At 60.4% G+C, this 14,185-nt stretch carries 12 protein-coding genes and 2 tRNA genes; 5 read left to right on the top strand and 9 right to left on the bottom strand.

Annotated features, from left to right (window positions below; all coding sequences use genetic code 11):
• Positions 1 to 120: 120 nt before the first annotated feature.
• The 4 genes from HMPREF3104_RS02600 to gyrA all read right to left on the bottom strand — a co-directional run bounded on the left by HMPREF3104_RS02600 (position 121) and on the right by gyrA (position 3,373).
• Positions 121 to 193 (bottom strand) — tRNA-Ala (locus HMPREF3104_RS02600).
• Positions 194 to 219: 26 nt separating this feature from the next.
• Positions 220 to 293, bottom strand: a tRNA-Ile gene (locus HMPREF3104_RS02595).
• 122 nt (positions 294 to 415) lie between these two features.
• Positions 416 to 760 (bottom strand): DUF3566 domain-containing protein, encoded by a 345-nt coding sequence (locus tag HMPREF3104_RS02590; protein ID WP_052205665.1) that lies wholly within the window; start codon positions 758 to 760, stop codon positions 416 to 418.
• A 3-nt stretch (positions 761 to 763) separates the two neighbouring features.
• Positions 764 to 3,373, bottom strand: coding sequence for a DNA gyrase subunit A (gyrA, locus tag HMPREF3104_RS02585; RefSeq protein ID WP_083278880.1), 2,610 nt, complete (start codon positions 3,371 to 3,373; stop codon positions 764 to 766).
• A 60-nt stretch (positions 3,374 to 3,433) separates the two neighbouring features.
• Between gyrA and HMPREF3104_RS02580 the strand changes: the two genes are divergently transcribed.
• The 5 genes from HMPREF3104_RS02580 to HMPREF3104_RS02560 all read left to right on the top strand — a co-directional run bounded on the left by HMPREF3104_RS02580 (position 3,434) and on the right by HMPREF3104_RS02560 (position 7,315).
• The gene (locus HMPREF3104_RS02580) at positions 3,434 to 3,646 is read left to right on the top strand and encodes a CopG family transcriptional regulator (protein ID WP_070494030.1); all 213 of its coding nucleotides are present in this window, start codon (positions 3,434 to 3,436) and stop codon (positions 3,644 to 3,646) included.
• Positions 3,643 to 3,915 carry a hypothetical protein gene (locus tag HMPREF3104_RS02575; protein WP_070494027.1) on the top strand — a complete coding sequence of 91 codons (273 nt, stop codon included), beginning with the start codon at positions 3,643 to 3,645 and terminating at the stop codon, positions 3,913 to 3,915. The genes HMPREF3104_RS02580 and HMPREF3104_RS02575 overlap by 4 nt, the downstream gene beginning before the upstream one ends.
• A gap of 64 nt (positions 3,916 to 3,979) precedes the next feature.
• The gene (locus tag HMPREF3104_RS02570) at positions 3,980 to 5,890 is read left to right on the top strand and encodes a Rib/alpha-like domain-containing protein (RefSeq protein ID WP_070494024.1); all 1,911 of its coding nucleotides are present in this window, start codon (positions 3,980 to 3,982) and stop codon (positions 5,888 to 5,890) included.
• An 88-nt stretch (positions 5,891 to 5,978) separates the two neighbouring features.
• Complete coding sequence (locus HMPREF3104_RS02565) at positions 5,979 to 6,410, top strand: hypothetical protein (RefSeq protein WP_070494022.1); 432 nt, start codon at positions 5,979 to 5,981, stop codon at positions 6,408 to 6,410.
• Positions 6,411 to 6,877: 467 nt separating this feature from the next.
• Positions 6,878 to 7,315 (top strand): DUF6918 family protein, encoded by a 438-nt coding sequence (locus HMPREF3104_RS02560; protein ID WP_070494041.1) that lies wholly within the window; start codon positions 6,878 to 6,880, stop codon positions 7,313 to 7,315.
• Positions 7,316 to 7,349: 34 nt separating this feature from the next.
• Here HMPREF3104_RS02560 and HMPREF3104_RS02555 read toward each other — a convergent pair whose 3' ends face one another.
• The 5 genes from HMPREF3104_RS02555 to dnaN form a co-directional block, all read right to left on the bottom strand.
• Positions 7,350 to 8,141: an alpha/beta fold hydrolase gene (locus HMPREF3104_RS02555; protein ID WP_083278879.1), complete on the bottom strand. Its 792-nt coding sequence runs from the start codon at positions 8,139 to 8,141 to the stop codon at positions 7,350 to 7,352.
• Positions 8,142 to 8,200: 59 nt separating this feature from the next.
• The gene (gene gyrB / locus HMPREF3104_RS02550) at positions 8,201 to 10,300 is read right to left on the bottom strand and encodes a DNA topoisomerase (ATP-hydrolyzing) subunit B (protein ID WP_070494016.1); all 2,100 of its coding nucleotides are present in this window, start codon (positions 10,298 to 10,300) and stop codon (positions 8,201 to 8,203) included.
• 125 nt (positions 10,301 to 10,425) lie between these two features.
• Complete coding sequence (locus tag HMPREF3104_RS02545) at positions 10,426 to 10,986, bottom strand: DciA family protein (protein WP_070494013.1); 561 nt, start codon at positions 10,984 to 10,986, stop codon at positions 10,426 to 10,428.
• Between the two features lie 25 nt (positions 10,987 to 11,011).
• The gene (gene recF / locus HMPREF3104_RS02540) at positions 11,012 to 12,184 is read right to left on the bottom strand and encodes a DNA replication/repair protein RecF (RefSeq protein WP_070494010.1); all 1,173 of its coding nucleotides are present in this window, start codon (positions 12,182 to 12,184) and stop codon (positions 11,012 to 11,014) included.
• A 22-nt stretch (positions 12,185 to 12,206) separates the two neighbouring features.
• The gene (dnaN, locus tag HMPREF3104_RS02535; protein WP_070494007.1) at positions 12,207 to 13,394 is read right to left on the bottom strand and encodes a DNA polymerase III subunit beta; all 1,188 of its coding nucleotides are present in this window, start codon (positions 13,392 to 13,394) and stop codon (positions 12,207 to 12,209) included.
• Between the last annotated feature and the right edge of the window lie 791 nt (positions 13,395 to 14,185).

The raw sequence follows: 14,185 nt of genomic DNA, 5'->3' as shown, positions 1-14,185 counted from the left end.
CCGAGAAAAGCACACATTTTGTCGCTTAACCCCCGAAATGTCCCTTAACCCGGAGCGTGCAGACAGCAAAAGGAAGACCCCCTAACCTTCCGGCTAGAGGGTCTTCCCTTATTCCTACTGTGGAGCATAGGAGAATCGAACTCCTGACATCCTGCTTGCAAAGCAGGTGCTCTACCAACTGAGCTAATGCCCCTTGCGAGTTCCTCGAGAGGATCCCGGTGGGCCTAGCAAGAATCGAACTTGCGACCTCATCGTTATCAGCGATGCGCTCTAACCGACTGAGCTATAGGCCCGTGGAACGAGATAGAACATTACCCAGCAACTTGATAACTACCAAATCGCCAGGTAGATGGCTATCTTTTTGGACTTATAACCACGCTATAACTCACGTTATAACGCTCGCTTAAACGCAACTTTAGCGGACTCGGTTGGACATTGTGTAGGTAATGCCGCCAACCATGTCTGCAATGGAGTTGTAAATCACCGCTAGAAGCGGCGAAATGACCGCGGTGAACACCACACCAATCAACCCCACCAACGCGGCGCCAGAGAGCACCAGAGCCATGTCAATGACCTGGTCCCCGCCCACGCCGCCGATCAGTGAGTTGATGGAGTCAATGACGCCAGTCTGCTCGAGGCCGAAGTAGATGAGGGTGGCCGCGAGCATCCATACGACGAAACCGACCAGCGACATGATGGTCGCCACCTTGAACACGGAGCCGACGCCGATGTGCTTGATGGCAACTTTGCGTGCAGCCATGGGCTACTCCTCGCCCTCAGGAGCCTCAGAGCCCGACTCAGAGCCCGGCTCAGCACCAGCACCAGAGCCAGACTCAGCACCATCCTCAGGAGCCTCAGCACCCACGTCCAGCGTCTTCTGGCCGGTTGCCACTGCGGTTGCTTCCTCTTCGCCTTCGTCTTCAACGTTGCGGTCGATGGCGAGCAGCTCCACGCCGTCTGCAAGGTCCACCAGGCGCACGCCCATGGTTGCGCGAGAGGACGGACGGATCTGGTCCACCTCGGTGCGGATCACGCCGCCGGCGGAGGTGATGGCGAAGATCTGGTCTTCCTCCTCCACAGCCAGCGCGCCGATGAGTTTGCCGCGCTTCGGGGTGTACTTGAACGTCATCACACCCATGCCACCGCGGCCCTGGGTGTTGTACTCCTCAATCGCGGTGCGCTTGCCGTAGCCGCCGGAGGTGGCAACCAGCAGGAATTCGCCGTCCTTGGCCACGGCCATGGACAGCAGCTGGTCGTCCCCACGGAATCGCATGCCCTTCACGCCTGCGGTGGCGCGGCCCATTGGGCGTAGCTGCTCATCGTCGGCAGTAAAGCGGATGGCCTGTCCCTGTTCGGAGACCAGCAGCAGGTCATCGTCCTCACCGGCAAGTACGGCGCCGATGAGGGCATCGCCCTCGTTCAGGTTGATGGCAATCAGGCCTGCGGAACGCGCGGACTCGTAGTCGGAGAGGCGGGACTTCTTCACGCGGCCGTCGCGAGTAGCAAGCACCAGGTACGGCGCATCCTCGTAGGACTGGATCTGGATGATCTGTGCGATCTTCTCCTCCGGCTGGAACTCCAGCAGGTTAGCCACGTGCTGGCCACGTGCAGTGCGGCCGGCCTCCGGCAGCTCGTACGCCTTCAGGCGGTACACGCGGCCGAAGTTGGTGAAGAACAGAATCCAGTCGTGCGTGGAGCAGATGAAGAAGTTCTTCACCACGTCGTCCTGCTTCAGCTCAGCGCCGCGGACACCCTTGCCACCGCGCTTCTGGGACTTGTACGCGTCCACCTTCGTGCGCTTGGCGTAGCCGGTGGCCGTGATGGTCACCACCACGTTCTCGCGGGCGATCAGGTCCTCCTCCGTCACGTCGCCGGTTGCGGCAACGATCTGGGTGCGGCGCTCATCGCCGTACTTGTCCACGATCTCCTTGAGCTCCTCGCCCACAATCGCGCGCTGGCGCTCCGGCTTGGCCAGGATGTCCTTGTAATCGGCGATCTGCAGCTCGATCTCGGCCAAGTCGTCGATAATCTTCTGGCGCTCCAACGCAGCCAGGCGACGCAGCTGCATTGCGAGGATTTCGTTGGCTTGGATCTCGTCAACGTCGAGAAGCGAAATGAGCCCCTGCCTAGCTTCATCCACCGTGCGGGAACCGCGGATGAGCGCAATGACCTCATCCAGCATGTCCAGGGCCTTGACCAGGCCGCGCAGGATGTGGGCGCGCTTCTCAGCTTCGTCCAGACGGTACTGGGTACGGCGGACAATGACCTCGATCTGGTGCTTCACGTAGAAGCGCAGCATCTGGTCCAAGCGCAGCGTGCGCGGCACCCCGTCCACAATGGAAAGCATGTTGGCGGAGAAGTTCGTCTCCAGCGCAGAGTGCTTGTACAGATTGTTCAGCACCACGCGCGGCACAGCGTCACGCTTCAGCGTGACCACGATGCGCATGCCGACGCGGTCCGAAGACTCATCATCAATAGCGGAAATGCCCGCCATCTTGCCTTCGTTGATCTGGGTGGCAATGCTCTGGATGAAGTTATCCGGGTTCACCTGGTACGGAAGCTCCGTAATGGTGATGACCTGGCGCTTGCCCACCTCTTCAATCTCCGTGACACCGCGCATGCGGATGGAGCCACGGCCGGTGGTGTAGGCATCCTTGATGCCGGAATCGCCCACGATCAGGCCGGCGGTTGGGAAATCCGGGCCCTTCACGCGCTCCATAACCGCGTCCAGGGTGGTCTGGTCATCTGCGTCGTGGTTGTCCAGGATCCAGTAGATCGCCTCCGCCAACTCGTTCAAGTTGTGCGGCGGGATGTTGGTGGCCATACCCACGGCAATACCGTTGGAGCCGTTCATCAGCAGGTTCGGCACACGGCTTGGAAGCACCGTGGGCTCCTGCGTCTTCGAGTCGAAGTTGGGCGCGAAATCCACGGAGTTTTCGCGAATGTCACGCACCATCTCCATCGCAATCGGGGTGAGCTTGCACTCCGTGTAACGCATGGCGGCCGGGCCGTCATTACCCGGGGAGCCGAAGTTGCCCTGACCGTCTACCAGCGGGTACCGCATCGCCCACGGCTGAGCCATGCGCACCAGGGTGTCGTAGATGGCGATGTCGCCGTGCGGGTGGTAATTACTCATCGTCTCGCCGACGGCCTTCACACTCTTGACGTAAGAGCGCTCGGGGCGGAAACCCGCGTCATACATCGCGTAGATCACGCGGCGGTGCACCGGCTTCATACCGTCGCGCACCTCGGGGAGTGCACGGCCCACGATCACGCTCATGGCGTAATCGATGTAGCTGGTCTGCATCTCCTCGTTGATATCAATGGGTTGGATGCGGTCGAAACCGTCACCACTCAAAGTGTCATCTGCCATAGGCGCCATTCTAGCCCCCTTCCTAGGCCTTGAGCTGGTGCGGCGTGGTATCACTTTGGTATGGCTATGACGTTGCGACTCACCACAGAAGAAGACAAAGCCCTCGTTCTGTTAGCCTCCGCGTGGGGCTGTTCCAAACAGGAAGCCGCCCGCCGCGCCGTGGTCACCGCCGCCACCCGCATGTTGGACACGGCGGCCGTCCAGGCACTCGCCCGCGACATAATCCCGGAGTACCGCGCCACCGAATCCCGCATCCGCCAGGCCCGCGCATGAGAAGCTTCACAGGCGAGCAGCTCCTGGCCATCGCAGACGAATTCTGTCCTATATATAAGGTGCAAATCCGCTCATTTGCAGCAATCGCCGCCTGCGCCGCCATCCCCGGCGCCCGCCTGCACGGCGTGCCTGTGTGCCAATCACCGCAGGAAGGGGCCTTTTTGCTTGCCGACGCCATACGCAACCTCTCCCCACTGACCTCCCACAACCCAGCGTTTGCAGATGTTGCACGCGATGTGTACCTGCGCTGGGCCAACGAAGTCGGCTGACAATTTGGGCGCAGCGTCTTACACTGGGCTGGAACCACCCTGAAAATCCTGAAAGTACACAGTAATGAAGCTGAATAAGCATGTCATCGCCCTGGCCACCACCACCGCCCTGATCGGCGCTGGTCTGGCCGTTCCAACCTCCAACGCCCAAGACAACGTGCAGCCGTTCGCTGCGATCACCGCGGCATCTGCAAGCAGCGCGGCGGTAGAGGGCTTCACCTGGCCAGAAAAGGACATCACCGCAGGTGGTGAGGCGAAGGTCACGCCTTCGAAGGCCGCACCTGACGCGGACACGTACCGCTTTGTCGGCCCTGCCGACGGCCTGGGCTACACCTTCACCACTAACGAGAAGACAGGTGAGGTCACCGTCAAGGCTCCGCTTAACGCGGAGCCCGGCGGCGGCGTCAAATTCACCATCCAGGTGTACAAGCTCAACGCTGAAGCGAAGAAGTACGAGAAGGCTGGCGAGTACGAGACCTCCGTCAACGTGGTGAAAGGCGGCGACAACCAGGCCACCAACTACGCAGTTTCCTACGACCCGCTGACGGTCAAGGAGGGCGAGAGCAAGGTTGCAGCCAACAAGGCAAAGACGCTGCCGAAGGGCACGATGTTCTCCGTTGTATTCGCCCCTGAGCAGTTCAACGTGTCTGTGAATAACCAGGGCCACGTCACCGTAACCCCGGGTTCCAAGGTGGGCGCAGGCTCCACCGCAACCGCACGCATCAAGGTGACCTACCCGGACACTTCCGTTGCGTACACCGACCTGAAGATCACGGTTTCTGACAAGGACGGCAACACCACCCCGCACACCGAGCGCGACACCGCAAAGTACTCCCCCACCTGGCCAGATACCACTGAGCTGGATGGCAACGCGGGCGCTGCGAAGACCGCCACGCGCTCCGGTGACGTCCCGGCCGGCACCACGTTCAAGCTGCGTGAAGACCTGCTGAGCAACCTCGGCGACTACGTCAACATCGAGGTAGCAGCCAACGGCAACGTCACCGTCTCCCCGAAAACGCCGGTCAAGGCCGGTTTCGCCTTCAACGTCCCCGTGGAAGTGACCTACCCGGATGCCTCCCACACCACCAAGGCAGTCCCGTTCAAGGTGACCAAGGACGGCCAGTGGCAAAGCCAGCAGGCCAAGGTGACTTACCCGGACATCACCACCCCGGCGGATAAGGCTGGCACCTCCACACCCACGGGTCAGTGGCCGGAGGGCACCAAGTTCGCTTCCCACAGCAAGCTGCCGGACGGCTGGACCTTCAACGTCAACGAAACCACCGGTGAAGCGACCATCAAGGCCGCCCCGAACTCCTCCGCCGGGCTGAGCGGCACCGCGTTCGTCCTCGCCACCTTCCCAGACGGCACCAACAACGCCTACCCGGTGAAGTTCACAACCGCAGAGCCTTCCAAGAAGCTTGCCGACGCCCACGAGGTCTCCTACCCCGCCACCACCGTAACCGCCGGCAAATCCACCAAGGTCAAGCCGACTGTCACGCCCGCGGCGCCGGCGGGCACCAAGTTCGTTGGCCCGAACCAAGACAAGGACGGGCTGAAGATCAGCACTGACGAGGCAACCGGCGAGGTAACCATCAGCGTTGCTGCAGGTACCAGCGCTGGCACCGCGGAGATCCCCGTGACGGTGCGCTACACGGACGGTACTTCCAAGAAGGTGTCGTTCAAGCTGACTATCAAGCCAGCGGCCACCACCAAGCCGACTGACCCGACTAAACCGTCCGAACCGTCTGAACCAACCCCACCAACGCCTGAACCAACCCCACCAACGCCTGAACCAACCCCGCCGACGTCCGAGCCAACCCCGCCGACGTCGCCAAGCGAGAGGCCCTCGCAGGATGGCTCCTCCGGTTCTTCGGAGAACAACGTTGGCCTGATCGTGGGCATTTTGGTAACCATCCTGGTTGCCATCGGCGGTGCGATTGCCGCGCTGCCGATGCTGCAGAACTTCCGTTTCTAGCCGCTGCCTAACACCCCAAACCGGTGGTTCACCGCCTACAGTGTGAACCATCGGTTTTTCGTTCTGCCTTGAACCATGAGGTGTTTTTATGAAGAGGGTCGCAACTGCCGCGCTGGTGCTGGCTGTGTCTGCTTCCGCCGTTAGCGTCACCCCGGCGCATGCGCAGGCGGGGATTTTTGAGCTGTCGAGTGGCTCCAGCAAGGGCTCGTCAAAGATTGACTATGAGAAGGATCCCAACGACCCTTCCATCGAAGTGCCCAAGAAAACCCCGCTGGGCAGCGCATATACCGGCAGTGCCCCGCTTTCCATCGCTCTGGCTGTTGGCCTGACTGCCTTGGCCGTGCAGCTGGTTGTGGATGCAGTGCCGCCACTGCGCCAGGCGGTTGATGACGCCGCCCGCGCCGCCGGCCTTGAGTGGGTACCGGGTTCCTCCGAGGGCAACCGGATTTTCGACGTCCCCGCGTGGATCACCTTCGCCCAAAAGCTGCAGGGCAACGTTCAGATGCCGCTGATGCCGTAGCGCTGTTGGTTTTTGGGGCTCCCCCGCTGGGCCGGGTGCTCCCCCGTTGTTATTCCTGACAAATCATGCAGCGGGCCCTTGCTGACCGGACCACGACCTGGGCAAACGCAAACTGCGTCGTCAAATTTGTCAGGATCCCCTCGGGCCCACTGACAAATGCGACATCCCGACGCACCCTAAATTTTTAAACGCCCAGGTCAGAGGCTTTTCGCCAAAATAGCGTGATCAACTTTGTCAGCGCACCAGCCAGGCACGGTAACTGCCGCCTCAATTTCGGCACTAATTTGACCCAAGTCAACATTCACAACATTCAGGGGACTCCCAGTTGCTCCCACGGTGTTACGCATGTTACTGTTGTTGCCGTTGTGGTTACAGTGACTTGTAGGTAACAGGGTGCTGTGGTGGAAGAACTACGACACCTGGCAGCGGCCCCGCTCAACCGAGCGCGGGCCGCTAAGCTTTTCCTCATGACTGACTTGAACAACCTTCTTACTGAGGCCAACCGCTCTAAGGTTGTCGCCGAGATCGCCGAGCTTGTAGACACCACCGTGGCCAACCAATCCGGCCTCACCGGCATGGCGCTAAAGTCCGCCGTTGCTGCTGGTAAGAAGGCTGACGCGGATGCCGTCCCGAAGGGTGTGAATCGCTACCTGCCGCAGGTTGTTTCTGAGCTGCAGCCGCTGTTTGAGCGCTTCCAGACTGAGGGCTCCGGCTCCTTCGGCGCATTCCTTTCCGACAACGAAAACGAAGTGGTAGAGAAGATCCTCAACGCCGCCGACGGCGCAACCGGCGAAATGCCCAGTGCCATTCAGAAGGTGTACTCCACGCTACGCGGCAAGGTTGGCAAGATCGTGGCGCCGGCACTGCCTGAACTGGGCAACATCATCGAGCGCTACGCAAAGTAGCGCTAACTAACACCAAACAGCCCAGAACACCCAGCTATTGCAGCTCCTGGGCAAATTCCAGCACCCGGCCAACAATAATCTCCGGCTCGCGGGCCCACCTGTTGTGGCCCAATCCACCGTCGAGTTCTTCAACGGTCGCGCCGGCAACCTGATCGACTAGGGACTGCGCGGAGGCATACGTGCAGTCCCGGTCGTTCTTAAATCGCGTGAGTACGACGGGGACGGTGATGCGCTGCATTGCGGCGTCGTAATCAATGTCCGCACCCGCAAGCTTGCCGCGCTTGCCGCTGCGGTTCATCCGCGCCCACTCATTGATGTAGGTGCGCGGGTGGCGTCCCCACGTGCCGCCAATTGAAATCTTGTCACCCGGCCAATAGCCCAACACTTGGCTTACCAGCCAAATCAGTTGGATGCCAATGCCGAACTTGAATTGGTCTCGAAGCGGAAACGCCTTGTGCCAGGGGTTGCCGGCGCCCACACCCAGCATGCCAATCACATTCAACGCAGACGCTTCCGGTCGCGCCATGAACAGCGTGCCAACCTGCCCGCCCATCGAGTGCGTCAAAAGGATCACCGGGTGATTCTCATCAAGCCCATGTTCCTGCTTGGCGTTGCTGATCGTCGCTGGGTAGTCCTCTGCCGCAACATGGTGATACCCCCACTGATTGCTCCTAGAAGCAACGTGGGGGCTTTCACCCTGGCCGCGAAGCTCACCAACCGTCGTGGGAAAACCAGCCTCGGTCAGCGCCTCGGCGATGGGGCGGTAGTAGCGCGCCTCCATCCCCATACCAGGGAAAATGACAACCAGTGGCCGTGAATTGCTCATGCGGCACAGCGTACCGTGCCTCACACAAACACACCCCGCCCAAAACCCGGGCCGGCGACCTACACGTCCAGGAAGCGGACGTCCTTCGCCTTGCGGGTGATGAAGCTGCGGCGTGCTGCTACGTCGTCACCCATGAGGATGGAGAACAGCTCGTCTGCACGCTGTGCGTCTTCAAGCTCAACGCGGCGCAGGATGCGGGTCTCTGGGTCCAGGGTGGTCTCCCAAAGCTCCTTGGCGTTCATCTCGCCCAGACCCTTGTAGCGCTGGATGCCGTCGTCCGTGTTGATCTTGCGGCCAGCCTCAAGGCCAGCAGCCAGCATTTCATCACGCTCACGGTCGGAGAAGGCGTAGCCGGGCTCGCTCTTTGCCCACTTCAGCTTGTACAACGGCGGGTTAGCCAGGTACACGTGGCCCTGCTCAATCAGCTCCGGCATGAAGCGGAACAGCAGGGTCAGAAGCAGGGTGGCAATGTGCTGGCCGTCCACGTCAGCATCGGCCATGAGCACGATCTTGTGGTAGCGCAGCTTGGAAATATCAAACTCGTCGTGAATACCGGTGCCCAAGGCAGTGATGATGGCCTGGACCTCGGCGTTCTTCAAAACGCGGTCCATGCGGGCCTTCTCCACGTTCAGGATCTTGCCGCGCAGCGGCAGAATTGCCTGGTGCATGGAGTCACGGCCGCCCTTTGCGGAGCCGCCTGCGGAGTCACCCTCCACAATGAACAGCTCGGACTGCTTCGGGTCCTTCGAACGGCAGTCAGCCAGCTTGCCCGGCAGACCACCAAGGTCGGTCGCGGACTTACGGCGAACCAGGTCACGCGCCTTACGCGCCGCTTGGCGAGCCTGCGAGGACTGCACCGCCTTGTTCACAATGACCTTCGCCTCAGCCGGGTTCGCGTCGAACCAGTCGGAGAGGTTCTCATTCACCGCACGCTGAACAAAGCCCTTGACCTCGGTGTTACCCAGCTTGGTCTTGGTTTGGCCCTCAAACTGTGGGTCCGCCACTCGGACGGAGACGACGGCGGCGAGGCCTTCACGGCAATCGTCGCCAGTCAAATTGGGCTCTTTGTCCTTGAGCAGCTTGTGGTCACGCGCGTAGCGGTTCATCAACGTGGTCAGCGCGGCGCGGAAGCCCTCCTCGTGGGTGCCGCCTTCATGCGTGTTGATGGTGTTGGCAAAGGTGTGGACGGACTCCTTGTAGGAGCTGTTCCACTGCATGGCCACCTCGGCCTCAAGGCCGTCGCCCTTTTGATCAAAACCAACAATCGTCGGGTGGATCTCGGTCTTGTTCTTGTTCAGGTAGTTGACGTAATCAATCAACCCCTCTGGGTAGTGGTAGGTGACCTTCTTCTCGCGCTTGCGCTTAACGTTCGGCGCAACCTCGTCACCAGCCTCAACCGGGTCACCATCGCCATCCTGATCAACCTCAGCCGCGGCCTCAACCACGGTGTCATCATCAAAGGAGTCGCCACCAATCAGCGCTGCGGTATCGCCCTCTTCGGCGATTGCCTCAAGCTCCAGCTCCTCCTCGGTGACGCGCTCATCCTTCAGGGTGATGGTCAGGCCCTTGTTCAGGAAAGCCATCTCCTGCAGGCGGCGAGCAATGGTGTCGTAGTTGAACTCAACCGTTTCAAAGATCTCCGGGTCCGGCCAGAAACGGATGGTGGTGCCGGTGCCGCGAGCGTTGCCGCCCTCAACCAGCGGCTCGGGCTTGGCAGCCTCGAACTTCTGAATCCAGTGCTTGCCGTCGCGCTTAATGTCCGCCTCAACACGGGTGGACAAGGCGTTGACCACAGAAATACCCACGCCGTGCAGACCACCGGAAACGGCGTAAGACTCCGAGTCAAACTTGCCGCCGGCGTGCAGCTGGGTCATAACAACCTGGATAGTTGGTGCGCCCGACGGATGCATCTCCACCGGGATGCCGCGGCCGTTGTCTACGACCTGCACTCCACCGTCTTCAAGCAGGGTGACATCGACGCGATCCGCATACCCCGCCATCGCCTCATCTACAGAGTTGTCCACAACCTCCCACACCAGGTGGTGCAGGCCGCGCGCACCGGTGGAACCGATGTACATGCCGGGACGTTTACGGACGGCCTCCAGGCCCTCCAGGATGGTGATCGATGAGGCGTCATAATGCGGTACTTGTTCAGCCACGGAAAGGGACTCTCCTCTTTTATTCTTCACAAGCGCCCATAGGCGCGTTTAACCCCTTGTATCTTACACGCTTGTGGGGCCATGCCTAGGCAGCACTCGAATCCGTTAGAGGGCGTTTTGTGCGCTTATCCGTAAGTGTCGCGCGGCCCGCGGCCTTTCACATGGAGCGGACCCTTGCGCCAGGACGGCGTCTTCGGCCCGTAAATGTGCAGTTTGGTCACCACTTCCGGCCCCACCTTGTCCGCAATGAGCCGCAGCACGGTGGATTGCATGTATTTCAGCTGCGTGGCCCAGGCGGTGGTGTCGCATTCGATGTGCACCTCACCGTCCTTAATCATGTGCACGGTGGTGTGCTGCGCGATTTTCGCACCCACCAGGGTTTCCCAGTTGCCCATGACCCAGCCGTAGGCCATGTTTTCGCTCCACTCGCGGCGCTTAATCTCCCGTCCCACCAGCGAGTTAAAGGAGCTCACCCGCATGCGGCGCGGAATCGCTCGCCCATCCAGCCCGGTTGGTCGCCCGGGGCCTTTCTTGCTTATCGACGCCCCGTCGAACCCCCCAACCTCCAACCCCGGCACCAGCGCTTCAGTGGTTGGGGCGCCAAGTGCTGCAGCGCTTCGCGTCGGCACCGGCAGTGTGCCTTGGCGCGAAAGATCCGGAACGCGCCCGCCGCGCTTGCGCGCCATCTCGCGGGTGAGAAGAAACGTGGTTTTAACCAGATCCTGCAATTGTGCTCACCCCGTTATCCATGGTCACCGTGTAGCGCGCGGCCACGGCATCGTGCAGGTTAGCGGGCAAGTCATCGCCTACCGCCGCCGTGATCAGCACTTGCTCTGCTTCTTCGGCAACGTGGACTAAACGCTCGCGTCTTCTGGCATCCAGCTCCGCAAATACATCGTCCAAGATCAGCACGGGTGCCGATCCCTGCTCAGAGAGCAACTGGTACTCCGCCAAATGCAGCGACAGTGCGTACGACCACGTTTCGCCGTGGGAGGCGTAACCCTTCGCCGGTGTGTTACCAAGCATGAGCACCAGGTCATCGCGGTGCGGACCCACCAACGTGGTGCCCCGGTCAATTTCCTCTTTCCTGCGCCGGCCCAACTCTGCCAGGAGCGCCGCCTCAAACGTTGCCGGATCACGCTCTTCGCCTAAGCCTTCGCCCAAGCCAACGGTGGATTTGTAGCGCACGCTTGCGGGGCGCGACTCCGGCGCCACGCTGGCGTAGGCGGAGGTGATGAGGGGCGCTATGGCGTCGATAAGCAAAAGGCGCGCGGTGATCAACTGGCTTCCCAAACTTGCAAGCTGGGCGTCCCACACATCGAGCGTGGACAATGCCGCCGCACCCGATTCATCCTGGTAGCCGCGGCGCAACACCATGTTTGAGGTGCGCAAAAGGGCGTTTCGCTGGCGCAGCACCCGGTCATAATCCGCCCGCACCCCGCCAATCCGTGGCGTGCGAAGCGACAGGAGTTCGTCTAGAAAGCGGCGGCGCTCCGCCGGCTCACCAACCACAAGCCGCAGGTCCTCCGGGGAAAACAGCACCGTACGCAACACGCCCAAAACCTCGCGCGGACTTTTCAGACGCGTGCGGTTGATCTGCGCCTGGTTCGCACCCGCGGCCTTAATCAGCAGGTGGGTGGTCAGCGCGCGGTCATTATTAATCGTGGTTGCGGACACGCGAGCGTTGTCCTGACCAGTGCGAATCAGCGGCGTGTCCGTAGACACCCTGTGGCTGCCCAGGTGCGAGGTGTAATACACCGCCTCAACGATGTTGGTCTTGCCATGCCCATTGCGGCCAGCAAAGACCGTCACCCCCGGCTCAAGGTCCAGATGCAACTCCGGCCACGAGCGGAAATCCCGCAGATCCAGCTCAGAGACAAACACTTAATCCGGCACTTAACCTGGCTTAACCCGGCAGACGCACCGGCATCAGCAGGTACGTGAAGTAAGTATCCGGGGTGGGGAACGTGCCGTCCGCATTCGCCTCCGGAAGCTCCTCCGGCTCCGGCACCATAATCGCTGGGCGCGAAGACTCCGTGAAGCCAAACATCACACGATCCGTGCCAATCACGCCAAGGCCATCACGCAGGTAACCAGCGTTAAAGGCGATAAGCAGCTCATCTTCACCAGTGAACGCAGCCGGGATGGTCTCAGACGCCTCACCGGAATCCGCACCAGACGCGTACAGCGTGAGCTCGCCCTGCTTAAAGTGCAGGCGGATCTGCGCATTACGGTCCGCCACCAGCGACACACGACGAATGGATTCCATCAGCGGCGAAATCTCCACCGTGGCAATGGACGTGTGCGTCTTCGGAAGCAGCGGCGCCACATTCGGGAAGTCCGCATCCAGCATGCGCGTGGTGGTTTCGCGGTTGCTCACGTGCAGACCAAACAGGCCGTCCGCACCAACATTGTCCGCACCGCCGACGGCGATCTCCACCGGCTCTTCAATATGCGTATCCAGCGTGCGGGCGTTATCCAGCAGCGTCTTCGCCGGGATCAGCAGCTTCGCCTCAACGTTTGGTGAGGTCGGCTCCCACTCCAAGGAACGCAACGCCAAACGGAAACGGTCCGTAGCCGTCAGCTTCAGATGCGTGCCGTTTACCTCCATGTGGATACCGGTAAGCATTGGAAGCGTGTCATCACGACCAGCAGCAGACGCCACCTGAGTCACTGCCGCGGTCAGGGCGGCTGGCGAAATCTTGCCCGTGACCTCCGGCAAGCTCGGCAGCTGCGGGTAATCATCCAACCCCATCAATGGCAGCTCAAACCTTGCCGAACCACCCTTGAGCTGCAGCTTGTTGCCGTTAGTGGAAACCTCCACCGGGCCAGAGGGCATATTTGCGACGATATCCGCCAACAACTTACCCGCCACCGCTACACGACCCGGCTGATCAATATCGGCGTTAATGCGAACCTTGCTGGAAACCTCATAGTCAAATCCCGCAAACTCCAAACCGTGATCATCAGCCGTAATCACAACAGCGCGAAGCACCGGCTGAGTGTTTTTCGTAGGCAGGGAGCGCGCAACCCACGAGGCAGCCTCAGAAAGATCTTCCTTCTGAACACGGAATGACACTGAGCTCTCAACCATGGCGCGCGCTGGCCCCCTTTAAACAAGATTCTTGGAATTACCGTTTTCACTCTAGGCAACCACGGCACAAATCTCACGCGAGGGGTCCCAGAAGTTTTGTAATTCGCTCGCTTGCCGACGAACTGTGCACAGCCCCTGTTTCTCCTAATGAATTACAAGTAAAAGAGTTGGTAAGAACAGTAAGTCCTGTGCAATCTGTGGATAACGTGTTGTTTGCGCAGCTCATCATACGCTTGAAGGGTGTGAGTGGCGTGTGGACAACGTGTGGATGAACGGCTGCGCGCTGTGGATAGATTTCAGCCATGGAATTCCATCCACATTTCGCCTGCGAGTTGTCCACCGATTACTCACAAGAATGTGTTGTTTGTCCCCAGGGGGTGAGCGGGGCTGGCGGTGTTGTTGCCGGGTCTCGCTGGCGTATCGCCATCACTCCTCCGGTCGGGAATTGCACAAGCGTAATTACACAGATGTGGATAAGTCTGTGGATAACTGTGAAATGTTGGTGTTTATGCAGTTCACAGGGCTGAACTTCAGCCTGGCGTGCTTGTGGCTTTGCGTGCCTCTCGACCAGTGGGGGACCTTTTTGTAATTGCGGCAGCATGTTGCCAAACCGGGGATAGTTGCATTGGCTGTCAGGTAATTGCCAGGTTCGGGGCCTGGTGGGCTCCGTGTCCAATGAGCCCGTGTCCAAAGAGTGACTGGACATGAGAAATGTCGTCTAGCAGGCAGCGAAACCCTGCTAGACGACATTGAAAACTGGCCTCCATTCCCCCAGGTCGAATGTGGAGACA

Source organism: Corynebacterium sp. HMSC30G07 (genome assembly GCF_001806945.1).
In the GTDB taxonomy this organism is placed as follows: domain Bacteria; phylum Actinomycetota; class Actinomycetes; order Mycobacteriales; family Mycobacteriaceae; genus Corynebacterium; species Corynebacterium riegelii.
This window is presented reverse-complemented; position numbering and strand designations above follow the sequence as displayed.